This is a genomic window from Halovivax cerinus (assembly GCF_024498195.1).
In the GTDB taxonomy this organism is placed as follows: domain Archaea; phylum Halobacteriota; class Halobacteria; order Halobacteriales; family Natrialbaceae; genus Halovivax; species Halovivax cerinus.
On the sequence record NZ_CP101824.1, the window covers coordinates 3,876,452 to 3,902,757 of the forward strand.

The window sequence follows — 26,306 nt, forward strand, 5'->3', positions numbered from 1 at the left end:
CGGCTATGGCGACGAGGCAGTGACCGGGACGCAAAGTACCGGGACGTCGGCTCCTCTCACGACGTTCTCGGTGATGCTGCCGAGAAACCACTGGCCGACGCCCGTCCGTCCGTGTGTCCCCATGACGATCAGGTCGGCCTCGTGGTCGCTCGCGTACGCGAGGATCGCGTTCGCGGGTGAACCCGTCTCGATCGATTCGGTCACCGCCACGTCGACGGCGTCGGCCCGCTCGCTCGTCGCTTCGATCGCCGCGTCCGCCCGCCGTTCCAGTGCCTCGATCACCGCGTCCGGTTCGTGGTGCGGCGGGGCCGGATCGACCGCGTACAGCGAGTGTACGTCGGACCCGAGGTGATCGGCGAGGGCGACCCCCCACTCGGCGGCGATCTCGGCCCCCTCACTGCCGTCGGTCGGCAGGAGCAGCCGATCGAACGTCACGTCCGCGATCCCGGGTTCGTCGGCGTCCGGCGGGACCGCAAGTACGGGCACCCTGGCCGTTCGGAGGACGTTCTCGGTGACGCTGCCCAGCAAGAATCTGTCGAGTCCCGTCCGGCCCTTCGTGCCCATCGCGATGACGTCGATTTCGTGTCGGTGGGCATACTCCCTGACCGCCTGGAACGGCGTCCCTCGTTCGACCGCGGTGGTGACGTCGATCCCCTCGTCGTAGTCTCTCGCCATGTTCGCGACCGTCTCGACCGCATCCTCCGCTCGCGATTCGAGCGACGCGATCGCGGCGTCGTCGAGATCTGCCCGGCCATCCGGCACCGAAACAACCGAGAAAACGAACACCCGAGCGTCAGTCCGCGAGGCGAGGGCGATCCCACGTCTCGCCCCCGAGAGTGCTCCCTCGCTGTCGTCGGTCGGGATCAGGACTCGCTCGATGAACCGGGTCATGCGTGGGTACTCACCGCCTCACCGGATAATGGTGCAGGGGGCTCGATTCGCATCGGACGGTCACTCCCTTCGGGATGGTGACTCCGGGTGACGACGCTCAGCTGTCGCGATCCAGCACCTCGACGTAGATCGCGAGCTGGTCGGCGAGCTGGCGGGGCAACAGGAACCGCTCACGAACGCGTTCCCGGGCATTCGTCCCGAACGACGTCCGGCGATCCTCGTCCTGCAGGAGCTCGACGACGTGGTCCCCCGCGCCCGCGACGTCGTCCGGTTCGACGAGGTATCCGGTGTTCCCGTCCTCGATCTGGAGGGGAATACCGCCGACGTTCGAGCCGACGACCGGGGTGCGCTTCCAGAGCGCCTCCGAGACCACCAGTCCGAAGCCCTCGCGGATGGACTTCTGGACGACGACGTCGGATCGACGCTGCAAGACGTTCACCGTCTCGTCCGGGAGGTCGGTCAACACGTGGACGTCCGGCTCGGTGACGGCCTCCCTGGCGACCTGTTCGTAGATCTCGAGCCCGTCCGGGTCGTCGCCCGCCATGCTTCCAACCAGCACGAGCTGGAGGGACGGAACCTGCTCCCGGGCGCGACGGAAAATCTCCAGGGTACCGAACTGGTCCTTCCACGGGTCGAAGCGCGATATCTGGGTCACGACCGGCGTGTCGAAAGAGAGAGGGTCGAGTCGATCGCACGCCGCGGCGACGGCGTCGTCGTCCAGAGCGCGGTTCTTCGCCGCGAGCGGGTCGATCGAGGGGTAGACGACGCTCGACGGCGGCGTCTCGATCGGCGCCCCGTACGCTTCCCGGCTGAAGATCGCGTGGTCGACCCGGGTCGTGTACGCAGAGACGAACGAGAGGTGCGCAGGCGACGGGTCTGTCAGGTCGATGTGACACCGCCAGACGATCGGCGCATCCGGCAGCCGGTCACGGAGTCGATCGATCGTCCCGAGCGGCTGCGGGTCGTGGATCACGACGAGGTCGTACTCGCTCTCGATTTCGACCGCATTCCGCTCGTTCACCGCACGGTACGTCGCCTTCATCTCCTCGGTCAGCGGGGAGTCGTCTCCCTGGAGCCCGTTGTGCATCGCCTTGGTCACCGCGAAGAACTCGTCGTCGGCGTCCATGACCAGCCAGTCAGTGTCGACACCGAGGTCGGTACTCACCGGGACGATCGACCGGAGCAGTTCCGCGACGCCGCCGCCGACCGCCGTCGAGTTGACGTGGAGGACCCGAACGTCCGACAGCGCCCCAGCCAGCGACCGAAGCCGATCGAGTCGCTCCCGATCGGTCACGGCGGCGTAAGCGTCGATCGACCGCGCCGGGAGCGTTGGCTGATGCATCGGTGACGTCGTACCACGACGACGCTGGTATCAGTTGTGGGGAGACGGTACGGCGTCGTGACAGAGTGAGGTGAGGCGGTACCGTCGGCCCACACCGGCTCCGGCGCGGGGTCGCCGGTTTGCTGGGTTCCGGTATCGGCGTCACCTGCCGTCGCCGTCGAGACGGCCCGACGGCCATAGTGAGGGACTCTAACCGTCACGGCGATCCACATTTCCGGCAGTCACCACGAGCCAATTGCGGCGGTCACCGCGAGACGATTCTGGATCGCAGAACGAGCGGCGCGTTCCGACCCGCTACTCGAGGGTGGCCTCGAGGCGGTCGATCAACTCGGCGGTGCCCACGTGGAGCGGGACCCGATCGTGCAGCTCGTCCGGTTCGACCGAAAGCAGTGATCGGGAGCCGGCCGACGAACGGCCGCCGGCCGTCTCGATCAGGTGCCCGATCGGATTGCCCTCGAACTGGAGGCGAAGTTTCCCGCGAGGGTTGCCCTCGAGCGCCGGGTAGGCGAAGATGCCGCCGTAGGTCAGGACCTGGTTGACGTCGCCGATCATCGCGCCGCCGTAGCGGAGTTTGTGCGAGGGATCGGATTCGACCGCCCGGGCGAAGTCCGCGAAGTCGTCGGGCCAGTGGGGGACGCGACCGCCGAAGCCGTAGACGAGCGGATCGTCGGGAATGGTGACGTCCTCCTCGACGACGGTCGGTTCGTCGCCCGAGAGTTCGTACTTCGTGACGGTACCGTCACGGGCGAGTGCCATCGTCGTGATCGGACCGTACAGCACCCAGCCCGAGGCGACGATCGACGTTCCGGGGGCAGGCAGCGGCTCGTCGTAGACGGCGAAGACCGTCCCCATCGTGTTGTTCGGTTCGAGGTTCGAGGAGCCGTCGAGCGGATCGACGGCGACGGCGACCGCGTCGGGATCGGCGGCCGACCCGCCGCAGTCGATCACGTCGGCTCGCTCTTCACTCGCGTACTCGGCGACGCCGTCGATCGCCGAGAGACGAGCTTCGAGCAGGTCGTCGGCGTAGACGTCGGCCTCGGCCTGGACCTCGCCGCTCGGGTTCTCGCGGCCGGCCTTCCCGCGGCGGCCGACGAGGCCGCTACGGATGTCCTCGGCCGAATCCGCGACGACGTCGACGATCGCGTCGACCGTGGCGGCGCGGTCTCGGTCGGCGTCGACGGCACCGCCATCGGCGCGCGCATCGCCGAGCGTTCCGTCGGTACGCTCGTCGCCGGTTGGGTCGCCCTCGCCGTCGCGCTCGCTCATTCGTCGAGGGCGGCGTCGGCGGTCGCACCCTCGTAGATGACCGTCTCGAGGGCGTCGAGCAGGTGGGTCGGGTCCTCACGCTGCCAGACGTTGCGGCCGACGGCCAGGCCTTTCGCGCCGGCGTCCATGACGGCCTCAACGGTCGAGAGGAACTCGTAGTCGGAGGTCTTCGAGCCGCCGGACATGACGACCTTCATGTCGCCGGCGCAGTCGACGGCGTGGGCCATCGCCTCCTTGCTGCCGGGGTACTTGACCTTCGCGACGTCGGCGCCGAGTTCGAGCGCCAGCCGGGTCGCGTAGGAGATCGTCGACGGCTTCGTGTCGTTCTTCAATCCCTGGCCGCGCGGGTACGACCACATGACGGTCGGGAGATCGTGATCCCGTCCGGCCTCCTGCACGTCGCGGAACTCCTCGACCATCTCGATCTCGTTGTTCGACCCGCCGTAGACGGTGAAGCCGAGCGCGTCGGCGCCCAGTTCCGCGGCGTAGTCGACCGAGCAGTTGACCGCCGAGTCCGGCTCGCCCATCCAGAGGTTGGAGGTCCCGTTGATCTTCAGCAGCAGGTTGACGTCGTCCTCGTAGCTGGGGTAGTAGCCCTCGGCGATGCCCTTCTGGACGGCCATCGCGGTGACGGCGTCGTGCGTCGCCGTCTCGAAGACCGTCGATGGGTCTAACTTCTCGGGGACGTCCTCGAAGTCGACGGGGCCGTGCTCTAACCCGTGGTCCATCGCGAGAATCAGTACCTTTCCGTCGCGGACGATCGGGGAGTCGTCGATCGGAATCATCTGTGTGAGTGGTGCTACAGACGCGTATTTATCTCTGATGGTCCGGGCCGAAGGAGGACCGTCGGAGGCGGGTCAGTCCGGGGAAATCGATCGGCGGTCGGCACGTCACGCACCCGGTCGCCGGTCGGTACGTCACGCACTCGGTCGACGGCCTGCACGTCGCACACTCGGTCGACGGTTGGTCGTCACGCACTTACTCGGCAGTCGGCACGTCTCGTCGGAGGTCGCGCCACCGGATCGGGTCCACCATCGCGACGTACGTCGTCCCCTCGTAGGTCGCGATCCAGTGAGCGCGGTCGTCGTCACTCGCGAAGGGCTCGTTGTCGAAGAACGTTCGCGCGACGCCTTCGAACGCATCGTCGTCGGTCGAGTCGGCGTAGTAACCGCCCTCGTCGATCGCCTCCTCGACGACGTCCTGCTCGGCGCCGGAGAGCCCGGCGAGGTCGAATCGATGGTCGGCTGCCAGCTCGTCGGCGTAGCGCCCCTCGCTCCCCAGTTCGTCGACCAGCGTGTACTCGTAGGTCGTCAGCGTCGTCTCGACCGGCTCGACCGTAACCCCGATTCGGTCGCCGTCGACGACGAGGACATCGAAGTCCGGGTCGGGGACGAGGTCGGAGTCCGCCCGTTCGGCCTCCGTATAGGACAGGTCGGCGCCAACGGCGTCGTCACCCGACGTGCGGTCCGCGAGCAGCGGCTCGATCCGTTCTGCATCGACCGACGGAAGGTCCGCGAACGATCGCTCGGTGCCGTCCGTTGCGTCGGGATCGAATTCGAGAATCACTCGATAGTCGGTCCGGGTACGCTGGGCGGTGTCGGAGCGAGCGAGTTCGTAGACGGTCCCGTCGTAAGTAACCGGCTGGTCGACCCCGAGCGGCGGTCGCTCGCCGGAGACGGTCGCGGAGCCGTTTTCGATGATCCCCGCCAGCAGTTTACGCCGGTCAGTATCTCCCGGGCCGACACGCACCGTCGCGGGGTCGAGGATTTCGTCCGTCGTGGCCTCGTCCATCTGCAGGACGCCGGCCGCATCGATACAGCCCGCAAGCGTTGCGCAGAGACCGGCCGCCACGGTTCCGAGAACACGACGTCTGGAAGGCATCACTCGTCAGATTCGTGTCACACATAAGTACTTTCTCTGTTCGACGACAGATCGTGCGGAGGTGTCGTCGCGACCGGTGTATCGTCACAGTCGAGAGCCCACGACGTCCGTCTCATCACGGCGGGTTCCTACGTTCGTCTCATCACGGCGGGTTCGCCGTGGCGGTTATCCCCTCGCACGTCGAAACTCGGCTATGGCATCGACGACTCACCGCTGTGTCTGTGGTGCCGAACTCCGCTTCCGGCAGGACCTAGAGAAAGACGATAGCGGCGTCTATCCGACCTGGAAGTGCAAAGAGTGCCTGACGCCAGTCCCCGGAAAGATCGGCGAGCGACTCAAACACCAGCATCCGTCCTGACACGTGCCAGTTCGTCGCTACGTTCGCCATAGCGACTCCGGCGGTCGCTCGATTATCTGAATTGAGGCGCTAAGACCCCTTCCTCAGCGAGCGCCGAAGGCGCGAGCAGGGAGGGGATACAGCGTCCCCAGAAATCGGAGATTTCTGGTGTGCGAACGAGACGCGCAGCGTCTCGTCAACGCCGCACAGTTCTCAAACGTATTAGGTAGCCAACCCACAGGCTCACGTTCCGCAACAATTAACTACATAACTTGTGTAACTTGTGGCGTGGCAAAGCGCAAGAACATCTCGATCCGCGACGACCAAGAGGAGTGGATTCAGGAGAACCACTTGAACCTCTCCCGATTCGTTCAAGATAAACTGGACGACCTCATAGAAGAACGATCGTAGATGCGCTACAACTACCGGTACAGGCTCAATCCGTCAGATGCCCTCCGTGGGACGTTAGACCGACACCGCGACCTGTACCGGCAGGTGTATAACCACTTCCTCCACCGACTCAACCGCATTGACGGGACAACGAAGTACGGCGAGATCAATGAACTCCCGTCGATCAAGAAGTGGTGGTCTGATCTATCCGACCTCTACTCCCGAACGCTTCAGAACGTTGTTGAGAGATTTTACGACAACCTTTCACGCCTCAAAGACGCGAAGGAGAACGGTCGAAAAGTCGGGTCGCTCAAGTGGAAAGCGCCGAATGAATACCGATCGTTCACGTACCGACAGTCCGGCTTCAAACTCAAGAACACGAGTGGTCAAACTGTCCTACGACTCTCAAAGATCGGAGAAATACCCGTTCGGCTCCACCGTAAGCTACCCGACAATGCGGGGATCAAGCAGGTCACGCTCAAGAAGGAACCGACTGGAGAGTGGTTCGCCGTCCTCGGGATCGACACCGACAACAACGCGCCACCGAAGCCCGAGAACCCCGATCGATGCGTCGGGATCGACGTAGGGATTCTGTCATACACTTACGATTCGGACGGTTTCTCGGTCGGCCCACTCAACCTCTCGGATGAACGCGAGCGGTTGGAACGCGCACAGCGAGACCTCTCTCGGAAGGACCACGGCTCGGCGAACTACCGCAAGCAACAGCGCGTCGTCGCCCGGCGGTACGCCGACATGAAGCGAAAGCGCCGCGACTTCCTTCACCGACTATCCGCATACTACGCTCGGGAATACGACCTCGTGGCGGTCGAAGATCTCGACGCAAAAGGGCTGATGGAACTCCCGTCGAACAGCCGCAACCGAGCGTCGGCGTCATGGGGCACATTCCTACGGATGCTTGAATACAAGTGCGACCGGGAAGGAACGCACTTTGTCGCTGTCGATCCGCGAGGGACGACGAAGGAGTGTTCCAACTGCGGCGTTTCGACCGACAAACCGTTGTGGGTCCGCGAGCACTCGTGCCCTTCATGCGGGTTTGAAGCGGACAGAGACGCGAACGCGGCACTGAACATCCTTTCTCGCGGCCTCGATCACGTAGGAGTGGTTCACTCCGAATCAACGCCTGTGGAGACTGCGCTCCCTACGGAAACCAATTCGGTTCCTGCAAAGCGCGTCGTGGAAACAGGAAGCCCTGCCCTCAAGGAGCGAACGGCGCAAGCCGTGAGCGAGTAGGGCAGGGTAGTTCACCGAACCAGCGGCATGTTGTAGCTCGTCTCCAGTTCCATCACCGTCTCCCAGGTCGTCTCGCACTCACAGGAGACCTGCTCGAAGACGGAGGGATCCTGCCTGAGGTCGAAGTCCTTGATCGCTTTCTGGACGAGGTCGTCACACTCTTTGCAATTGTGCGGGCCGCGGTCGGAGCCGTGGCCGACGGGGTCGGAGACGACGATGGCGTCGACCTCGGCAGTCTCCTCGAGGACGTGGGCGACCGACCAGAGCCACGGCGGGCGGTAGCCGTCGTTGAAGTAGAGGTCGTCGACCATCGTATAGCGCTGGACGTTACACGGGTTCATCGAGACGGTGTGACAGCCCTCGACGTCGGCACAGCGTTCGATCGAGGAGATCATGTCTTCGACGGCTTCGGATTCCGCGAGGAAGGGCGGTTTCATCAGGAGGTAGGCCTTGATCCCGGCCGAGGGCGCGCTCTCGGCGTCCGCCTCGGCGCTTGCGTCGGCGTTGACCGCGTCAGCCGCTACGCTCGCCGCGTCGTCCGCCGCGGCGGCCTCGGCGCAGGCTGCCTCGAAGTCGGCGAAGTCGAAGTACTTGTTCACGCAGTCGTGACGAACGCGGTCCGTCGCCGTCTCCAGGCCGATGGCGACGTCGGTGTCGATACCGTACTGGGTGAAGTCGGCGATCTTCTCGCGATCGACGAAGTCCGGCAGGGACTCGACGACGATGCGCTCACGGTCGGCGAACGTCTCGGCGATGGCCCGGCGAGTCTCGGCACCGACCTCGCGTTCGTCTAAGAAGGAGCCGGACGTGTAGATCTTGATCAGGTCGGCGGGGTCGTCGGCGTTTTCTTCTTCGTGATCGAGACAGACGTCGATCTGGTCCATCAGGGCGTCGTGGGAGACGCTCCCGCCGTCGACGCTCTCGGCGACGTAGCCACACATCGTACAGCCACCGGCGCGGGCCCACCGGCAACCGCCCGTATTGAGGATGATCGTCAGACTCTCTTTGACGCCGTCGGGGGTGTTGTCTTCGTCCAGCCAGACGCGCGTGGGCTCGTGGGGATCGTAACTCGCCTCCTTGCGCGAGCGGATCTCACGCATCACCTTGTTGTGGGCGTCCATCCCCTTGCCCTGCTCGTAGACCTCGGGCGTGGGTGTACTCATTACCGGGACAAGCGCCCCGGCGCGTATAGCCGCTTCGTCTCGGGAAGCCACCGGTAGCGCAATTACGTCGCCCAGAAGACGCGGCAAATCGAAGAGTGGAGGTCGCTCACGGAGAGGGACGACTCGGCTCGACGGTGTTAGGCCGGCAGTTTCACTTCGTGGCTGTCGCGAGCGCCGCAGCTACGACACTCGCGCTCGTATCGAACGGTGCGGCCGCTGGCACGGACGGTCCACTCGCTCGCGTCCTCGCTGCCGCACGACGTACACCGCGAGTCGAACTCGTACGTTCGGCGGAGTCGATCGAAGGGACTGATCGCGGCGAACACTGTCATATGCTACCATGAAACGTCATACTAGATAACGCCACTGCTGGCACATCCAGCGAGTGCCGTACGACCGCGCCCAGGACCGGTGGACCGTCGACCGAACGGAGAACGCGGCTGGTACGCACCCATTACTCGTATCACCTGACCGATTAGTCGGCTGAACGGTGTGCATGGCTTAAGTTCGTTTCCGTGGCGGTCCGGCCCATGTTCGAAACCGGTCCACTCCAGCTCGGTGACGGCGGGTTCCTGTACTGGGCGATCATCTTCTTCGTCCTGGCCCTGCTGGCGGCTGCCGTGGGCGCTCGCGGCGTGGCCGGCATCTCGATGGAGATCGCCCGGATATTCGTCCTGCTGTTCATCGTACTCGCCATCGTCGCGCTGTTGCTCTGAGGACGCCCAGTTCACTGATTGACGGCGGCCGGGCCGGCGGATGTCCGACAGCCGATTGCTAACTCATCCGGGTAACAGTACCTGCGTCGCCCGATCAACGTTTCAGACCATCGCCAATTGTGTGCCCCGGTACCGGGCCACAATCGTTTAGGTCGTGCTCGCCCGACAGCGTGAACGAATGTGCCGTGGTGTCTCAGGACTATTTCTCGGCAGCACGGAGACACAGAGCGACCTGCTCGACGCGCTTCGGACGCCGACACGGTCGATAACGGTGGTACCGAGTCCGGAGGCGGTCCGTGAGCGGTTCTCTGATACCGACGTCGACGTCGTCATCACCGGACCGTCCACGTCGGTCAGTGCGATCGACTCGATCCGAAGGGCCGACCCGTCCGTCCCCGTCGTCGCCGTGCTGGACGGAGACACCCGGCCAGACGAGGTACTCGACGCCGGCGCGACCGACTGTCTTCCCCTCACGGACGACCCGGCGACGACTGCGACGCTCCTCGACCGACGCATCGACGCCCTCCCCGACCGAGTCGGCGATGGAGATCGGGACGACGGTAGCGCCGTCCTGCAGGCCCACGTCGGTGCGCTCACCGCCCTCCTCGACGAGGAAGACACGCTACTCGGCGTGTTCGACGCGGAGTACCGTCACGTCACGGTCGTGGGGACTGCGGTGACCGACGACCTCGCCCCCGAGACGCTGGAGGGGCGAACGCTGGTCGGCGCGTGGGTCGATCCGAGTGTCGAACCGTACCTCCGGGCAGCGTACGACGACGCGCTCGCTGGCGAGGAGGGAACCTCGGAGTTCGTGATCGACGGTCGGCCGGTTCGCGTTCAAACGAGGCCGGTACCGGGGACGTCCTACGGGCTCGTCCGGTTCGACCCGATCGTCGGCGTCGATGTGCGGCCGGACGAGCGACCGGGCAACAGAGAACGGATCGAACGACTCAGGTCTATCAGCCGCGAACTCGACGCCCAGGAAGACGTAGCGCACATCTCTGAGTTCGTCGTCGAACGCGTCTCCGAACTGCTCGATTTCGACGCCTGCGTCATCGCCGACGCCGGGGATGAGACGTTCGACGTACTCGCGGCTACTGGCGCCGAGCCCTACACCGATACCGGCCCGCTCACCGTCGACGACGGGATCGCCGGTCGCACGGTCGCCGAGGATCGGACGTTCGTAATCGACGACATCCGAGAGGAGACGGCCGCCGAGCCGACGAGCCCGACCTACCGATCCGCGATCTCGATACCGATGGGTGAAACGGGCGTCTTCCAGGCGCTCGCCGCTGAACCCGGTGCGTACACGGAGATGGATCGCAAACTCGCCGAACTGCTGGTCGTCCACGCCGCGCACGCGATGGCCCGGGTCAGGTTCGAGGAGGCGTTGACGCTCGAACGCGACCGGTTCGCCGCGCTGTTTCAGAACATTCCCGACGCGGCGGTCACGTACGTCATAGCGGCCGGCGAGCCGCAGATCGAGTCGGTCAACTCGGCGTTCGTCCGGCTGTTCGGGTTCGACCCCGAAGACGCCGCCGGCGAGTCGGTCCGGGATCTGCTCGTCCCGCCCGAAGCGGACGAGGACGCCGCATCACTGTACGAGGCCGTCGAAGATGGCGAGCGAGTCGACGCCGAGGTCACCCGTCGGACCGTCGATGGCACCGCCCCGTTCCTGCTCAGGAGCGTGCCGGTCCAGTCCGACGACGACCGCCAGCGTGGCTACTTCATCTACACCGACATCTCGACGCTGGTCGAGCGCGAGCGCGAACTCGAACGCCAGAACGAGCGCCTCGATACGTTCGCATCCATCGTCAGTCACGACCTGCGAAACCCGCTCTCGGTCGCCGAAGGGTACTTAGAGACCGCCGTCGACACCGGCGAGGTCGAGTACTTAGACGTCGTGGGAGAGGAACTCGACCGCATGCGCCGGATGATCGAGGACCTCCTCACCCTGGCGCGAGAAGGAGAGGCGATCGGTGACCGGGAACCGGTCGCTCTCGAAGCGGTCGCCCAGCGGGCGTGGGACGGCATCGACACGGCCGACGGGACGCTCTCCATCGGGTCGTTACCGACCGTCCGAGCCGATCCAGCCCGGGTACGGCAACTCTTCGAGAACCTGTTTCGAAACGCCGTCCTCCACGGCGGCGACACCGTCTCCGTCGACGTCGGGCCGTTCGACGGCGGTGTTTACGTCGACGACGACGGCCCCGGCGTCCCGGACGAGTTGAAAGAAGAGATCCTCGAGATGGGCGTCTCGACAGCGAAGGACGAGGGCGGAACGGGCTTCGGTCTCTCCATCGTGGCACAGGTGGCCGCCGGTCACGGTTGGGACGTCGTGGTCGCCGACAGCGACCGCGGCGGTGCCCGGTTCGAAATTCACTTCGATTCGGACCCGAACGGTTCCACCCGGCCAGATACGCCCGGTCCGAACGACGACGAAAAATCGGCCTCGAACAGCGACGCCGAGACGACAGGGTCTCACCTCGACGATGAATCAAGCGGGTCTCCCTCAAATGAGTCGACGGCGCTGCCCACCGACGACGTATCCGGGTCGGACGAGGGGGCGTCTCCGCCGACGGAGGAACATCGCGACGAGACGGACGGGGGCGAATCGATCCCATGACGAGGCGACCGGGCGGAACCAGCTGAGGCCATCACACGTATACTGGTCCGATCCCATCGATGGGCATGGTCACGATCGAGGTCATCGACACGACGATCCGCGTGACCGACCGCGTCGAGAACGTCGTGGCGGTGGAGACCGTCGGGTGGGACGAAATCGACTCGCGCCACTCCTTCCCGATGCAGGTCGACGGGCAGATTGCCGGCCGCGTGACGTCGCTCACGGGAACTGCCAGCTTCGCGGAGGTCAGCACGTGCGAAGACGGAGTCGTCGGGACTCGGCGCCCGATCATGCCCGACGACACACCGGTCGAGCAGTCGGGGTCGTCGCTGCTGATGGGCGAGGGGTCGATCTCGGTCTCCGTTCGGTTCGATCGACCGGGCCGGATCGAATACGAGGCCGACGGGTCGCTCACCCTCTCGTTCGACCAGCCGACTCCGGTCACGATCGGCTTCGAGAGTCGCGTATCCTACCCCCGCCACACCGTCACCGTCCCGCGGACGACCGACGGCGTGGCGACCGCGATTTCGCACTTCGCGGCCGCCGTTCGTCGGGGCGCACCACAGCGATCGGCGGACCCCAACCGGCGACACCCACCGCGGCTGACGTTCGGGGATCGGTGTGACATCCCGGAGGCAGTCAGCGAGAACGTCCCCGAAAGTGGCCTCGAACTCGTCGTTCCCGATCGCCGCCCGTACCTCTTTCCGGCGGCGCCCCTCTCGTACTATGTCGGGGCTCGCGTCGCAATCGAGGCGTGCGAAACGGCGCGGCTCCGGACGCGCGAGGGAACCGTCCTGGCTGAGCTCGGCTCGCTCCCCGCATATCAGTACGAGGTCGCCCGGCTATTACGACGTGTCTTCCTGGTCGAGTGCCTCGTCAGGTACGACCAGGTGGCGAGTGCCGACCCGGCGGAACTCGCGCTGGTCGATCAGCTCGACGTCGATCCGGCGGCGTACGTCGACGCCACCGACGTCGAGCGGCTGCGAACGTGCCTGGATCTCGACTTCGACCGGGTGGGCCGGGCGCTCCCGGAGTGGCACGCCGTAAGTTACGTCGAGCCGACGTGGGAGAACGCGCGCGGACTGCCGTACCTCGTCCGCGACCTCTCGGCCGTCATGCTCCCCGACGCCGCACCCGGGCGGATGCGCGACGAGCGCCACGAAGCGCTTCGAACGCGTCACGAGTCGGTACCTGCCCGGGCGTTCGACGGCGGTCCGCACGGGAGCGCGCTGGCCTGGCTGAGCGAGGAGGAACCGCCGGACGAGATCCTGTACGTGCCGACCGTCGAGAGTTTCGAATCGGAGGCACGGTACCTCGATCGGCAGGCGGAGACGGAGCGAGCGACCGTCGTCTGTACCGACGATGAGCGGCGCTCGACGGCCCGGCTGGGCGCCGACTTGCTCGACGAACTCGGACCCGAAATGCTCGACGTCGACGTTCGTCACGGGGTCACGCGGGCGGAGCTTCGCGACCTGCTCGATACGGGCGTCGATCTGCTCCACTTCGTCGGCGACGTCGACTGCGGGTTCTCGTGTTCCGACGGCGTACTCGATCCGGCCGAACTCGCGCGCTCGAACGCTCGTGTCGTCTTCCTCGACGGTCCCGCCGGGTTCGAGACGGGACGCGCCTGCGTCCGGAACGGGAGCGTGGCCTGTATCGCCCACGACGGATCGGCTGGACCGGCCGATCCGGCGGCCAGAGAACGCCTCTTCGGGCTGCTCGGACGCAGCTGCACCATCGACGAGGCGGTCAGGTACGCCGCCGGCCCGGGGCCGGGGACACCGTTTCGCGCCCTCGGTGACGCGTTCGTTCAGGTTACGCGGTCGATGCGACTCTACAGTACGCTCGCGACGGTCGAATCCCTGGGCGTCGACCGATATCACGTGACCGCCCACCAGTACATCCCGAAGGCGGGCTTCATCTGGCGACCCTCGGAGGAGGTGACCGCGAAGCTGTGTGCCCAGCCGATCGAATTTACGACGACAGGTCCCGAGTTCGCATCCATCGTCGCGTCCGAAGACGTCATTCCAATTATCGATGGACAGATCCACTGGAACCTGACCGAGACACCGTTCTATCCGTTCGTGTGAGACACGACGTCGGGTCGACTCGCCGTCAGCGAACCGATCGACACCCCGCGGAGTGGCGAGCGGAGGCCGTCGACACCCCGCGAAGTGGCGAGCCAAGGCCGATTCCAGCCCGAGTCGGAGCCGGTAACCGGATACGGTTCGCCACCGGCTAGTCGACGAGGGATCGAAGCGGGTCTTGATCGACGTGCGCGGGCAGTGACTCGATCGCCCGGAGAGCCGTCGTCCGGTGATGCGCCGCGCGTCCGTCACTGGACGCCGAGAGTTCGGTCTTCGAGTCTGCCGACGGACGGATCGGTATCGGTGCCGGACCGGCATCCGCCCTCCCGCGACGATACTGACGACTCGCACTGGCTTCACGACCGATCGTTTCGATCGTGTCGATCGGGGGGTTCTCGACGGGCGCCGAAAGGACTCCGAGCCGGGTTGCGCACTCACCGAGGGTGCCGGCGACCGATGCGACCAGCGTCTCGTGCACCTCGTCGTCCGGATCGGCCGCCGCCAGTCGTCCAGCGTTCCGACCGACCGTCTCGACGATGTCCGTCGTCGCCCGCGTGAGGACCACGACGAGTCGCGATCGCCGCCGATCGCCGACGGGGGAACCGTCGGATCCGACCGTCGCGTACGCCGCGGCGAAGAGGAGATCGCCGGAGAGGATGGCTGCGGAGCCGCCAGGCTCGGCGACGGTGCAGACCGACCGCTCGCCGCGCAAGAGAGCCCAACGGATCGAACAGTACCGGCGGAGGAGTTCGACTGCGGCGGCTGGTCCGTGCGGACGCGCGATCGAATCGATCGTGTCACCGTCCGCTGCGACCGCGTCGAACGTCCGACCGACGAGCTGTCCGAACCAGACGTCGTCGAGGAGGCCCACAGTTGCGCGGGCGGGTTCGAGCGCGTCTCCCGGGGCAGATTCGACCGCGTCGTCGATCGCCGCCTCGATCGCGGTTCGCCGGTCGGAGTGGTCGACACCGTCGGTCATGCTCAATCGTCGTCCGTCGGTGCGGCGTTCGATCCGATCCCGTCGCGCGTCGGACCGCGTTCGGTCAGATTCCCCTCACGCCAGGTTCCGCGCCTGAACCAGAGGTACGCGACGACGCCACCGACGACGTTCGAGATCGGGAACGCGATCCAGAGACCCATCACGTCGAGCGGGCCCGAGGCGATCCAGGCGACCGGGAGACGAACGAAGCCGAGCGTCACGAGCGAGATGACTGCCGCGATCATCGTGTGGCCGGCACCGCGGAAGCCACCGGTGTATGCGCGCATAACGCCGATGAACCCGAACGTCAGCCCGCTCACGCGGAGGAACGTCACGGTGTGGTCGACGACCGCGGGCTGGCCGGGCGCGAAGACGGCGGCGATCGGCCTGGCGGCGAGCACGATCAGGGCGCCGCCTACAGTGAGGAGTGCGAGCATGGAACGCGCTCCGAAGTGGTTCGTCTCGGCGGCGCGATCGATCTCGTCAGCCCCGATGTTCTGGCCGGTCATCGTCTCGATCCCTTGCGAGACGGCGAGCGCCGGCAGGAATATCACCGAGAAGATCCGCGTCCCGATGCCGTAGGCCCCGCTGACCGCGTTCGGGAAGGCCGCCACGACCACCAGCAAGAGCGTGATCGAGAGCGATCGAGCAGCCCCCTCGACGGAGGCCGGCAGGCCGATGCCGACGACGGTCCGCCCGAACGAGCGGTCTGGAACCATCTCCGAGAGGCGAATCTGCACGCCGCGGTTCCCGCGGAACATGATCGCGAGCCCGACGACGAGGGCGAGCGCACGGGACCCGACCGTCGCGATGGCCGCGCCGCCGATCCCCCAGCCGGTAAAGCCGGTCGTCGAAAGTGCCGCGGCTTCGACGCCGCCGAGACCGAGCATCCCGAACAGCGGGTTCGCCTCGAAGCCGAAGATGAGGATCGGGTCGAGGACGATGTTGAGTACCACGGAGCCGGCCATCACGTACATCGGCGTCACCGTGTCGCCGTAGCCGCGCATGAGCGCCATGAAGACGGCGAAGCCGAAGACCGCGAACAGCCCGAGCGCGTAGACCTGCATGTACTCGACGACGAGCGGAGCGACGGTCTCGTTCACGCCGAGGAGTGCGGTGAGATCGTCGACGAAGGCGTAGCCCAGGACGCCCAGGACGACGGAGATGACGGCCGCGTAGGCCATCGTCTGCGAGGCGGCGTAGGCTGCCCGATCCTCGTTTCCGGCGCCGACGTGCTGGGCGACGAGGACACTCCCCGCGACCGAGACGCCAAGCGCGAGCGAGATCATCAGGAAGACGACCGGGAACGCGAACGTGATCGCCGACAGTGCCTCGGTGCTGTGGCGCCCGAGCCAGAAGGTGTCGGCCAGGTTGTACAGCACCTGAAAGAGGTTCTGGACGATGATCGGCAACGAGAGGTAAAACAGCGGCCGGCCGATACCGCCCGAGGTGAGATCCATCCCGTCCGGTCCCCTGAAGAGCGAGTCTATCGACTCTCGGAGACCCATCAGGCGGTCACCTCCGACGCGTCCTCCCGGACGAGATACGTCTCGACGTACGTGCGCGCAGCCTCGTAGGACCGGTCGAGCGGGTGGCGAACGGCGACCCGTCGGGTGTGTGCGCCCTTGATCGCCGTCGTCAGGAGGTCGGCGGCCAGGTCGGGGTCGACGTGCTCGTCGAACTCGCCCGCCTCGACGCCGTCGGCGATCGTCTCGCGGAGCCGGGAGACCAGCGCCTCGTCGAACGTGGAGAGGGTCTCCTGTATCGCCTCGTCGTACGGTGCCTGCGCCCGGACTTCGAGCATCGCGGTCTGAAAGTCGATCCCCGGGTCGGCCGCCTCGTCCGCGAGTTGCATGGTGAGCAACGCGTCGAGTCGATCGCGCGCGGTCTCACCCGACAGGTCGTCGAGCCGTCCCGTGTATCGTTCGTAGAGGTAGTCGAGAAACCGATCGAAGAGGCGCTCCTTGCTGTCGTAGTGGTAGTGGATCGTCGCCTTGCTCAGATCCGACTCGTCCGCGATCCGCTGCATCGTCAGTTCCGCGTAGCCGTGTTCGCAGAGGGCTCGATAGGTCGCATCGAGAATCGTCCGTTCCGATTCGTCCATTAGAGTAGCGGTACTTACTAACCAGTTAGTCAAAAATCTTGGGGACCCGGATGGACGTGGCTGACGTGTCACGTACCGAGACGCTGTCGACCGAACGGAAGTCGACCGACCCAACCGGGCCGTACAAAACCGTTATCCTCGGAGCGCGTCGAGTAGGGGTGATGGCAGACACGCCGGACCGGTCGGGCGAGGACCCCGACGAGGCGATCATGCGCGCGACCTACCGGGCGCTGAGTACGCACGGGTACGCCGACCTCACGATGCAGCGGATCGCAGACGAGTACGGCAAGTCCACGGCGGCAATCCACTACCACTACGACACCAAAGACGATCTGCTCGCGGCGTTTCTCGACTTCGTCCTCGGCCGGTTCAAAGACGCCGTCCACGACGTCGAGACGACCGATCCGGAGGACCGACTGGAACTCCTGCTCGATGGGTTGCTCGTGAAAGCGAGCGAGCACACCGAGTTGCTGGTCGCGATGCTCGAGATGCGGGCGCAAGCGCCGTACAACGACACGTTCGCAGAGCGCTTTCGGGAGAACGACGCCTACGTACGATACTTGCTGGAGACGGTGATCGACCAGGGTATCGACGCGGGCGCCTTCGCCGATGCGGACGCAGAGCACGTCGCCAGGGTGCTCGTGACGATCGTCGACGGTGCGCGGACGCGGGCGGTCGTCCTCGGCGAGGAGACGGCGCTGTCGACGGCGAGACGCGCCGCCACCGAGTACCTCGCGGCGACGCTGGACCATCGGCCGGCGGAGTGACGGTGCCCGTCCGCCGGGAGTGACGCCGGACCCGCTCGCTCTCGTCGGGCACGACGCCGGACCCGCTCGCTCCCGCCGGGGGTGACGCCGGACCCGCTCGCTCACGTCGGGCACGACGCCGGATTCGATCGACTACCGGTCGCTCCCGTCGAGCGGTTCCGTACACCACTGACAGAAGTCGAGTTCCGGGTCGACCGCCTTGCCGCAGTGCGGACAGGACGGCTCGTCGGTCGATTCTTCGCCGCCGAGCGTCGTATCCGCCGTTCCGCGCCGATTGTGAACCATAGCGAGGACGTAGGCGTCGACGGTGCTGAGGACGGCGACGACCAGCGCCGGTGCGAGTTCGATCGCGTCGACCGATTCACCCCGCCACAGCGCCTGCACCGCGTCCGGTTCGACGAACGATCCGGCGAGCAACATGACGAGCAGCCATCCGAGCGCTCGCATCCAGCGACGCAGATACAGGTGTCCCAGCCCGGTCACGAGGACCGCGAGCGCCGCGGCGAGCCACGGCCGCTTGCGGGTCGACTGGTGTTCCATACAGAAACTAACCGGTCAGTCGGGAATAAACCTTTCACCCCCGGCGAATGGACCCCATTCGGTCACCCGCTCGTCGGCGTCGTCGATCGCCAGGCGATACGCCTGACGGCCCCGGACGCGACGGTGGCGATGGCGATCTCCAGGCCACCGGCGACCAGGAACGCGGCGAGGTAGCCGTACCACTCCGTGACGAGTCCGCCGACGAGGAAACCGGAGAACATCCCGAGACTGCCGAAGACGTTGAAGCCGCCCATCGCCGCGCCGCGGCCCGACGACGGGACGATGTCGGTGACCAGCGCCATCGTGGTCGGCGAGACGAGCGCGCCGCAGATCCCGACGACGACCATCAGCCCGGCGGCGAGGAGGTACGTCGGGGCGAGGCCCACCGCGACGATCGCCACGCCGTAGAGCATCGATCCGACGACGACCGGCAGGAATCGACCGACGCGGTCCGAGAGGGAGCCGACGGGGTACTGCAGGACGGCGAACGGAACGAAGAAGAGCGCAAGCGTCAGCCCCGCCTGCCCCGCGTCGATGCCGAAGACGTCACGGAAGTACGCGACGCCGGTCAACGCGAAAAAACCGGCCGTCAGTCGGTCGACGTAGCCGAACGCGAAGGGGACGAGTAGCATCGGTCGGTCGCGAACCCGCGCGACGAGCGTCCCGACGGGGAGGCCGTCCCCGGGTCCGCGGTCGGGGACGGTCGCCGCGAGGATCGCAGCGGCGGCGAGCAGGGCGGCCCCGGCGTACAGCGGAGCGAGCGGGTCCACGGTGGCCAACTGTCCGCCGACGACCGAACCGAGCGCCGCGCCGAGCCCGATCGCGGTCCCGGCCGCACCCATGTTGCGACCGTGCCCGCCGGAGAGATCCATCAGCATCGTGATCGATAGCGAGAACGCACCGATCGTGAACGCGCCGCCGACGACGCGCAGCGCCAGGACGACCCCGAATCCAAGTTCGAGTCCCGGCGACAGCGCGACCGCGAGGTAACTCGCGGCACCGCCCGCGGCACCGAGTACGACCAGCGGTGTTCGCCGACCGAGTGTATCGCTCGCCAGCCCCCACAGCACGGCGCAAGTGACGAACGCACCGAACTCGGCGACGAGGAACCACGTGCCGGCGAGGATGTCGTCGCCGCCGCCCAGGGCGACGACCGTCTCGGAGAGCCCCGGATAGAGGAACACCTGGGAGACGAGGACGCTCCAGACGACGATCGCGAGGCGCGAACGATCGGTCATCGGTCTCGGCTCCAGATGGGGTCCGAGCGTATGTACGTGGTTCGGTCGCGTCCGGAGGCAGGGAACGCACGCCGCCCTCGTCGCAGTGGCGTCTCGACGCGCCCCGATCGAGCGCGACCGCATCGATCGTGCATGTACTAACTATCCAATTAGTCAGTCCTCCGTCTTTCGGTTCGACGACTCCCCGACTCCGCTCTGACCGAAACCGGCACACGACGGGTACAGGAAGACCCGGCGTCGGCACATACCCATCCGGGTGCCGACGCGTCGCTACGGGCGCGTCGACGGCACCGCGCCGGTTCGGTCACCCGGTTGTGATCCGCCCGAACCGGTGCCGTGTACGCCGGTCCGGAAGACGCGACACCGGTGCGTTCGGACGGCGTCGTACCAGTCGGTCCGGTCGCGACGGCAGTGGTCGGTTCCACCGCCGCTGCCTGCCGGGGCCGACACGCACGCACCGCACACCCGATCGATCGAGGGCACCGACAATGGTCGAAACCGTCAGCATCGACATTCTCAGTCTCCTGCTGGTCCTCACCGTCGCGTGGGTCTTCGGGGCGGTCGCCGAGCGGTTCGGCTATCCGACGATGATGGGCGAGTTGTTCGCCGGGGTCGCCTTCGGACCGGCGCTGTTGGGCTTGCTCGAACCGTCGACTCTGCTCTCCGTGTTCGCGGAGTTCGGCGTCTTCCTCCTGATGGTCTACGTCGGCATGGAGGTCGATCTCCGGGAGCTGTTCCGGCTCGGCCCGCCGTCGCTGCTGATCGCGTTCGGCGCGTTCGTCGTCCCGTTCGGACTCGGCTACGCAGCCGGCGTGTGGCTCGGCGTGTCGACCGGCGCGGCGCTCTTTCTCGGGCTCGCGATGGCGGCGACCTCGCTGGCGACGAAGTCGCGAATCTTGGCCGACCTCGACCTGCTCGACACCCGGATCGCGAACGTCCTCCTGGGCGGTGCGCTCGCCTCCGACGTCGGCGTCCTGGTCGTCTTCGCCGGTGTCGACAGCTACGTCACGGCCGGGACGTTAGACCCCGTCGAGGTCGTGACGATCCTCGGGAAGGCGCTCGGCTTCTTCGTCGTCACACTCCTGCTCGGATACCTCTTTCTCCCACGCGCGTGGGCGCTCATCGAGACGCTACGCGAGCGATACGGCTTCGTCGACCAGACGACCGGGGTGACGTTCGCCCTGCTGGTCTCGCTGCTGTTCGCCCAGCTGGCGACGCTCGCCGAGTTGCACATGATCATCGGCGGCTTCGTCGCCGGGCTGTTCCTCCGCCAGTCGGACGTCGAACCGGGCCTGCACGAACACATCCACACGGTGATCTACACGCTCGCGATGGGGGTCTTCGCCCCCGTGTTCTTCGTCACCGTCGGCTTCGACATCACGTTCGACGTCTTCGCCGACTCGGTCGGCATCCTGGTCCTCCTCGTCGCGATCGCCTTCCTGGGTAAGATCCTCGGCTCGTGGCTGTTCGCCCTCCCGACGTCGCTCACCTCGCGCGAGGGTCTCGTCGTCGGCTTCGGGATGAACGGCCGCGGCACCGTCGAGATCATCATCGCCTCGGTCGCGCTCTCCGCGGGCGTCATCGACACCGAACTGTTCTCGATCCTCGTCTTCATCGCCATCTTCACGACCGCGCTCGTCCCCGTAACGGTCACCTGGGGCGTCCGGATGTTAGAACGGGCGGACGAACTGGTGTACGTGGACGGACGCGAGCCCAGCAGTCGCTGATCTCGCGGTCGGCGTTCGAAACCGAAACGGCCGAACGGCGTCCGCAGATGACCACCGATCGGCGGACTCGAACCCCGCCCGGTCGACGGTGTGCTCCGCGACGGTCGACCCGGGGATGGAACGGGTTCGCCGCAGGGGTGATCAGACCGGTGTCGGCCGATCACCTCCAGGGGTGTGCAACCGCCGGCCGGGCGCCGAAACCGAGAGTACCACAATTAATATTATTCTCTTCCACTATTTTCTAGAAGTACACAATACATCACTATCAATAATATATAGTTAGAAATATAGTCCGGCGTGAGATATACCGCAACGGGAATGAACACTGAATCTACTCGACGGCGATTTCTCGAAGCGAGTGGTGCCGCAAGCATCGTCGGTCTCGCGGGCTGTATCGACGACGGTAGCCCAGGATCAGACGGTACCGGCGGTGACGACGGTGGCGACGGAGACGGCGGTGGCGACGCCGAGACGCGCCTCACCTGGGACGCCGGCGGAACCGGCGGAACCTACTACCCGCTCTCGAACGAGATCAAGACCGTCGTCGAGGAGAACACGGACTTCACGCTGACCGTTCGGTCGACGGGTGCCAGCGTCGAGAACGTCGGCAGCCTCTCACAGGGGACCGCCGATTTCGCCCTCATTCAGAACGACATCGCCTCGTTCGCGAAGAACGGGACCGGCATCGAGGCGTTCGAGGACAACCCGATCGAGTCGCTCCGGGGCGTCGCGACGCTGTACCCAGAGACCATCACGCTCGTCACGCTCGCCGAGAACGACATCTCGTCGCTTTCGGACCTGAGCGGGGCGACGATCACGACCGGCGACCTCGGATCGGGCACGCAGGTCAACGCCCTCCAGATCCTCGAGTCGGTCGGTATCTCCGACTTCGAGGAACAGACCGCCGGCTTCTCACAGGCGTCCGAACAGCTCGCAAACGGCGACATCGACGCGGCCTTCGTCGTCGGCGGCTGGCCGGTCGGCGCCATCGAGGATCTCGCCAACACGAACGACGTCGAGATCGTCCCGATAGAGGGCGACGACCGCGAGGCCGTCAAGGAAGACGCGGAGTGGTTCGCCGACGACACCATCCCGGCGGGCACCTACAGCGACGTCGACGAGGACGTCGACACCGTCGCCGTCCAGGCGATGATCGCCACGCACGCGGACGTACCGGCCGACACCGTCGAAACGGTCACCGGAGCCATCTTCGACAACGTCGACTCGCTCTCGATCAAGACCGACTTCATCTCGGCCGACAGCGCACAGGACGGGATGTCCATCGAACTCCACGAGGGCGCCTCGTCGTACCTCGACGCCTGAGACGACTCCGCCGACGGATCGACGGCGAACGAGAGCGGGCACACAGACCTGCCGAATCGAACTGCAATCACGAACGGGCGGCCACGACAGTGTAGCACTCGCCGGGTGGCCGGGAAATCGAGGGGTACATTCGAACGCACCATGGATCACGTCTCCCGTCGCCACGTTCTCGTCGCGCTCTCCCTCGCACTGGGGGCCGGGATAGTCGCCGGCGCCGCCCTGGTGCCGACCGAGACGGTACTCGTCGTCGACGACGCCGAGACGGGCGAGCGATACCTCGCGGAACCGGTCAGTGACGGGAGCACGGTTGGACTCGAGTACACCCACAGCGTGGAGCGATCGCGGGTGTACGACGAGTACCACGTGGCCGATCGGACGCTAGTGAACACGCGAATGGAGTTCGAATCCTACGGGTGGGGATTGCCCGCCCGGGTCGACGTCACGAGCGAGAACGGGACGTTCGTGTACGAACCGTCCCGACCGATCATGGAACTGCGGACGCTGTCCATCTCACCCGGACGAATCGCCGGACACGAGTTGATCGTCGACGGGAGGCGACACGATCTCGTCGCACTGACGAACGCCAGAGACGTCCGTATTCGCGTCGAACGGCGATCGATACTCGATAGATACCTATGACTACCGACGACCACGCTGACAGCGGTACCGACGGACCGACGGCCGACCGAGGCGACGCGGACGAGCCGACCGACGAGGTCTCCCCCGAGGAAGCGGATGACCTGATCGACGAGATCGAACGCCGGCGGTCGCTCTCGAGCGTCGCTACCGTCGTCGTCGCGACGATCGGAATCACGTTTTCGGTCTTTCAACTGATCCTGGCCGCACGAAGTACCTCGTTTTCCGTTCCGCTCGTGACGCTCGACGGCTGGCGGCCCGCGATCACCTCCTGGGACGTCACGCTGCAACTGTTGCAGGCGAACGCGGTGCACGTCTCGTTCGCGCTCGTGCTCACGTTCTTGCTGTTTCCGGGGAGTATGGGGGACGGGGTCGTCGCACGAAACCTGGGCCGAATCGTCCCCGCCGCATCCCGCACGCTCGGCGAAGGCCACCCGATCACGAGACTCCTCGGTCGAGCCAGGGCCGTCGTCCGGTGGCTGTTCGTCGATCCCGATCGGGAGCGGGTGACGCCGTTCGACCTGCTGTGTCTCGGCGCGTCGATACTGCCGCCGATCTTCTTCCTGACGGAGTTCGACGAGATCCAGAACCTGCGCGTGTTCGGGCTCACGGCGGGTCGGCCGGTCACCGAGGTGTACTCGTTCCTGGAGCCCGTTCTCGGGAGCGTCCCGTTCGTCAGCGAGTACTCCTACGCGATGGTCCTCGGCGTGGTCGGTATCTTACTGGTACTCGAGGCGACGCGTCGAACGCTCGGCCTGCCGCTCACGGTCATCGTGGCGTCCTTCATCGTCTACGCGCGCTGGGGCTACCTCATCGACGGGGGGGCGCCCGTCGTCGGCGTCCTCGCGATCCCAGAGTTGACCTGGCCGCAGATCGTCCAGAACCTCTGGTACAACGTCGAGAACGGTGTCTTCGGCATTCCGGTGACGGTCTCGGTGCAGTTCATCTACATATTCATCCTCTTCGGCGCGTTCCTGGAGATGAGCGGCGCGGGCCAGTGGTTCATCGATCTCGCCTACGCGGCGACGGGGAAGCGACGGGGCGGCCCGGCGAAGGCGAGCATCCTCTCGAGCGGCTTCATGGGGACGATCTCGGGCTCCTCGATCGCCAACACGGTCACCACCGGCGCCTTTACCATCCCGCTGATGAAGCGCTCGGGCTACTCGCCGGAGTTCGCCGGCGGCGTCGAGTCCTCGGCCTCTTCGGGTGGGCAGATCCTCCCGCCCGTGATGGGTGCCGCGGCGTTCCTCATGGTCCAGTACACGGGGACGCCGTTCCGGGAGATCATCGTGCTCGCGACGATACCGGCGCTCGTCTTCTTCTTCGGCGTCTGGGTGATGGTCCACCTCAAGGCGATCGAGGAGGGGATCGGCGGCGCGACGCCGGATACCGTCGCGATGGGAACGCACCTCAGAGGGGGCTGGTTCTACCTCGTCCCGATCGTCCTGCTGCTGTACTACCTCATCGTCGCTCGACTCACCGTCGCTCGATCCGCGTGGTTCACGCTCGTCGCTCTCGTCGCACTGATCGCGCTCGTCTCGGCGTACAGCGAGGAGACACGAGTGCGACTCGTCGCGATCCTCGTGGCTGTCGTCGGCGTCGAGCTGGCGAGTTACGTCGCCGCCGGCGTCTCCGTCGCCGGACTCGTCACCGGCGCCGGCGGGGCCGGAATGCCCGTCGGCACGGCGATCGACGTCGTCGGCTCCCGGCTCGGCTGGTACGCGATGCTCGCCGGGGTGGTGACGCTCCTCTCTCGTCCCGACGTCGATCCGCCGCTGCTGGAGCTCGACCCGACGGTCCAGACGACTGTCGATGCGGTCGGCGATCGAATCGATCGGTTGACCGCGTCCACCGAGACGCGGTTCTCCGGTCGGGGCGGCGCCGGTGCCCGGGTCGCGAGCGGCGCCGAGCAAATTCTCGGCGATGTGCGCGCCAATCAGCCGTTCCGCTTCGGGACGTTCGTCTTCAAATCGATGGACGAGGGTGCGCGGACGGCCGTCCCGGTCGTAATCGCCGTCGCCGCAGCCGGGGTCATCCCGGGCGTCATCAGCGTCACCGGCCTCGGCCCGAACCTCACGTCGCTACTACTCACGCTGTCGGGCGGCTCGATCGTGATCATGCTGCTCGTGACCGCCGTCGCTTGCATCGTCCTCGGAATGGGAATGCCGACGACAGTCACCTACATCATCCTCGTCTCGATGCTCGCCTCGCCGCTCGTCGAGTTCGGCATCCCGCTTTTGGCCGCACACCTGTTCATCCTCTACTTCGGCGTCATCGCCGACATCACGCCGCCGGTCGCCGTCGCCGCCTACGCCGCGAGCGGCGTGGCGAAGTCGGATCCCTTCGAGACGGGCGTGAAGGCGTTCTCGCTGTCGCTCAACAAGGCGATGGTCCCCTTCGCGTTCGTCTTCGTCCCCGGGATCGTCCTGCTGCGCGAGAAGGCCAACGCCGCCGAGTTAGACCCCGGCGAACAGTACCGCGTCATCGGGTTCGGCGACCTCGCGGAGCTCTCGTACTCCGTTCCGGAGGTGATTCTCCCCGTTCTCGGCGTTTTCCTCGGGGTCGTCGCCCTCGGCGCGGCCGTCATCGGGACGCTGTACGCGCGCGTCGACCGTCCCGGCCGAGCCGCCTTCGCGCTCAGTTCGATCCTCCTCGTGGCGCCGCAACTGATCTCGTCGTCCGTCTTCGATCTCGTCGCACTCGCCGGCGTGACCGTCTCGGTCGACGCGATCCTGCTCGATCTCACACTCCGCGGCGTCGGGCTCGTCGTGTTCGCGGCCGTCGCGGCCAAAAATCGACGGGAGGCGACGGACCTGCACGACGTGCCCGCTCCGGCGGCGGGATAACCTCGGCAGGCCCAGCCGTCGACCGAGTCGGGCGACCGAGACCGCACGTCGTCTCGCTCGGCGAACCGGGCGGCGGGCGGGCGATGCGTACCCGCGGTCGATCGGCGCACCGGGTTCGATTCACGAATCGCCGATCTCGCACCCGGATCTGTTCCCATCACATCAGCGGACAGAATGTTGTATAAATCATCATGGG

23 protein-coding genes are annotated in these 26,306 nt (G+C 66.1%); 11 read left to right on the forward strand and 12 right to left on the reverse strand.

The window, feature by feature from the left end:
• Nucleotides 1-3: 3 nt before the first annotated feature.
• The 5 genes from NO366_RS18405 to NO366_RS18425 form a co-directional block, all read right to left on the reverse strand.
• A complete protein-coding gene (locus tag NO366_RS18405; RefSeq protein WP_256532244.1) occupies nucleotides 4-891 on the reverse strand; it encodes a universal stress protein in 888 nt (295 codons plus the stop codon).
• 97 nt (nucleotides 892-988) lie between these two features.
• Nucleotides 989-2,233: a glycosyltransferase gene (locus NO366_RS18410; protein WP_256532245.1), complete on the reverse strand. Its 1,245-nt coding sequence runs from the start codon at nucleotides 2,231-2,233 to the stop codon at nucleotides 989-991.
• A 294-nt stretch (nucleotides 2,234-2,527) separates the two neighbouring features.
• Nucleotides 2,528-3,499 (reverse strand): class 1 fructose-bisphosphatase, encoded by a 972-nt coding sequence (locus NO366_RS18415; RefSeq protein ID WP_256532246.1) that lies wholly within the window; start codon nucleotides 3,497-3,499, stop codon nucleotides 2,528-2,530.
• Nucleotides 3,496-4,284: a class I fructose-bisphosphate aldolase gene (locus NO366_RS18420; RefSeq protein WP_256532247.1), complete on the reverse strand. Its 789-nt coding sequence runs from the start codon at nucleotides 4,282-4,284 to the stop codon at nucleotides 3,496-3,498. Before NO366_RS18420 ends, NO366_RS18415 begins: the two co-directional genes overlap by 4 nt.
• A gap of 193 nt (nucleotides 4,285-4,477) precedes the next feature.
• Nucleotides 4,478-5,380, reverse strand: coding sequence for a hypothetical protein (locus NO366_RS18425; protein ID WP_256532248.1), 903 nt, complete (start codon nucleotides 5,378-5,380; stop codon nucleotides 4,478-4,480).
• A gap of 193 nt (nucleotides 5,381-5,573) precedes the next feature.
• Between NO366_RS18425 and NO366_RS18430 the strand changes: the two genes are divergently transcribed.
• The 3 genes from NO366_RS18430 to NO366_RS18440 all read left to right on the forward strand — a co-directional run bounded on the left by NO366_RS18430 (nucleotide 5,574) and on the right by NO366_RS18440 (nucleotide 7,358).
• A complete protein-coding gene (locus tag NO366_RS18430) occupies nucleotides 5,574-5,738 on the forward strand; it encodes a hypothetical protein (protein ID WP_256532249.1) in 165 nt (54 codons plus the stop codon).
• 267 nt (nucleotides 5,739-6,005) lie between these two features.
• Nucleotides 6,006-6,128 (forward strand): hypothetical protein, encoded by a 123-nt coding sequence (locus tag NO366_RS18435; protein WP_256532250.1) that lies wholly within the window; start codon nucleotides 6,006-6,008, stop codon nucleotides 6,126-6,128.
• Nucleotides 6,129-7,358: an RNA-guided endonuclease InsQ/TnpB family protein gene (locus tag NO366_RS18440; protein ID WP_256532251.1), complete on the forward strand. Its 1,230-nt coding sequence runs from the start codon at nucleotides 6,129-6,131 to the stop codon at nucleotides 7,356-7,358.
• Between the two features lie 11 nt (nucleotides 7,359-7,369).
• Here the strand turns inward: NO366_RS18440 and NO366_RS18445 are convergent, their stop codons facing one another.
• On the reverse strand, nucleotides 7,370-8,521 hold the full coding sequence (locus tag NO366_RS18445; protein ID WP_256532252.1) for an archaeosine biosynthesis radical SAM protein RaSEA: 1,152 nt from the start codon (nucleotides 8,519-8,521) through the stop codon (nucleotides 7,370-7,372).
• A gap of 137 nt (nucleotides 8,522-8,658) precedes the next feature.
• Nucleotides 8,659-8,853 carry a hypothetical protein gene (locus NO366_RS18450; RefSeq protein WP_256532253.1) on the reverse strand — a complete coding sequence of 65 codons (195 nt, stop codon included), beginning with the start codon at nucleotides 8,851-8,853 and terminating at the stop codon, nucleotides 8,659-8,661.
• A 198-nt stretch (nucleotides 8,854-9,051) separates the two neighbouring features.
• On the opposite strand from NO366_RS18450, the gene NO366_RS18455 reads away from it, so the two are divergent.
• From NO366_RS18455 to NO366_RS18465, 3 genes are all read left to right on the forward strand, one after another.
• On the forward strand, nucleotides 9,052-9,237 hold the full coding sequence (locus NO366_RS18455) for a DUF1328 family protein (protein WP_256532254.1): 186 nt from the start codon (nucleotides 9,052-9,054) through the stop codon (nucleotides 9,235-9,237).
• Between the two features lie 271 nt (nucleotides 9,238-9,508).
• Nucleotides 9,509-11,863 carry a GAF domain-containing sensor histidine kinase gene (locus tag NO366_RS18460; protein WP_256532255.1) on the forward strand — a complete coding sequence of 785 codons (2,355 nt, stop codon included), beginning with the start codon at nucleotides 9,509-9,511 and terminating at the stop codon, nucleotides 11,861-11,863.
• A 65-nt stretch (nucleotides 11,864-11,928) separates the two neighbouring features.
• The gene (locus NO366_RS18465) at nucleotides 11,929-13,953 is read left to right on the forward strand and encodes a hypothetical protein (RefSeq protein ID WP_256532256.1); all 2,025 of its coding nucleotides are present in this window, start codon (nucleotides 11,929-11,931) and stop codon (nucleotides 13,951-13,953) included.
• A 148-nt stretch (nucleotides 13,954-14,101) separates the two neighbouring features.
• Here NO366_RS18465 and NO366_RS18470 read toward each other — a convergent pair whose 3' ends face one another.
• The 3 genes from NO366_RS18470 to NO366_RS18480 are packed head-to-tail and all read right to left on the reverse strand — an operon-like array spanning nucleotide 14,102 to nucleotide 17,033.
• Entirely contained in the window at nucleotides 14,102-14,929 is an 828-nt protein-coding gene (locus NO366_RS18470; protein ID WP_256532257.1) for a polyprenyl synthetase family protein, read from the reverse strand.
• A 2-nt stretch (nucleotides 14,930-14,931) separates the two neighbouring features.
• Nucleotides 14,932-16,437, reverse strand: a complete 1,506-nt coding sequence (locus tag NO366_RS18475) for an MATE family efflux transporter (RefSeq protein ID WP_256532258.1) — start codon at nucleotides 16,435-16,437, stop codon at nucleotides 14,932-14,934.
• A complete protein-coding gene (locus NO366_RS18480; RefSeq protein WP_256532259.1) occupies nucleotides 16,437-17,033 on the reverse strand; it encodes a TetR/AcrR family transcriptional regulator in 597 nt (198 codons plus the stop codon). The genes NO366_RS18475 and NO366_RS18480 overlap by 1 nt, the downstream gene beginning before the upstream one ends.
• 161 nt (nucleotides 17,034-17,194) lie before the next feature.
• Here NO366_RS18480 and NO366_RS18485 point away from each other — a divergent pair, with 161 nt between their 5' ends.
• The gene (locus NO366_RS18485; protein ID WP_256532260.1) at nucleotides 17,195-17,800 is read left to right on the forward strand and encodes a TetR/AcrR family transcriptional regulator; all 606 of its coding nucleotides are present in this window, start codon (nucleotides 17,195-17,197) and stop codon (nucleotides 17,798-17,800) included.
• Nucleotides 17,801-17,932: 132 nt separating this feature from the next.
• Here the strand turns inward: NO366_RS18485 and NO366_RS18490 are convergent, their stop codons facing one another.
• Nucleotides 17,933-18,340: a zinc ribbon domain-containing protein gene (locus NO366_RS18490; protein WP_256532261.1), complete on the reverse strand. Its 408-nt coding sequence runs from the start codon at nucleotides 18,338-18,340 to the stop codon at nucleotides 17,933-17,935.
• A 62-nt stretch (nucleotides 18,341-18,402) separates the two neighbouring features.
• Entirely contained in the window at nucleotides 18,403-19,578 is a 1,176-nt protein-coding gene (locus tag NO366_RS18495) for an MFS transporter (RefSeq protein ID WP_256532262.1), read from the reverse strand.
• Between the two features lie 488 nt (nucleotides 19,579-20,066).
• On the opposite strand from NO366_RS18495, the gene NO366_RS18500 reads away from it, so the two are divergent.
• The 4 genes from NO366_RS18500 (at nucleotide 20,067) to NO366_RS18515 (ending at nucleotide 26,110) form a co-directional block, all read left to right on the forward strand.
• Nucleotides 20,067-21,305, forward strand: coding sequence for a cation:proton antiporter (locus tag NO366_RS18500; protein WP_256532263.1), 1,239 nt, complete (start codon nucleotides 20,067-20,069; stop codon nucleotides 21,303-21,305).
• A gap of 318 nt (nucleotides 21,306-21,623) precedes the next feature.
• Nucleotides 21,624-22,628, forward strand: coding sequence for a TAXI family TRAP transporter solute-binding subunit (locus NO366_RS18505; RefSeq protein ID WP_256532264.1), 1,005 nt, complete (start codon nucleotides 21,624-21,626; stop codon nucleotides 22,626-22,628).
• Nucleotides 22,629-22,769: 141 nt separating this feature from the next.
• Nucleotides 22,770-23,267: a DUF1850 domain-containing protein gene (locus NO366_RS18510; protein WP_256532265.1), complete on the forward strand. Its 498-nt coding sequence runs from the start codon at nucleotides 22,770-22,772 to the stop codon at nucleotides 23,265-23,267.
• Complete coding sequence (locus NO366_RS18515) at nucleotides 23,264-26,110, forward strand: TRAP transporter permease (RefSeq protein ID WP_256532266.1); 2,847 nt, start codon at nucleotides 23,264-23,266, stop codon at nucleotides 26,108-26,110. The genes NO366_RS18510 and NO366_RS18515 overlap by 4 nt, the downstream gene beginning before the upstream one ends.
• Nucleotides 26,111-26,306: the final 196 nt, after the last annotated feature.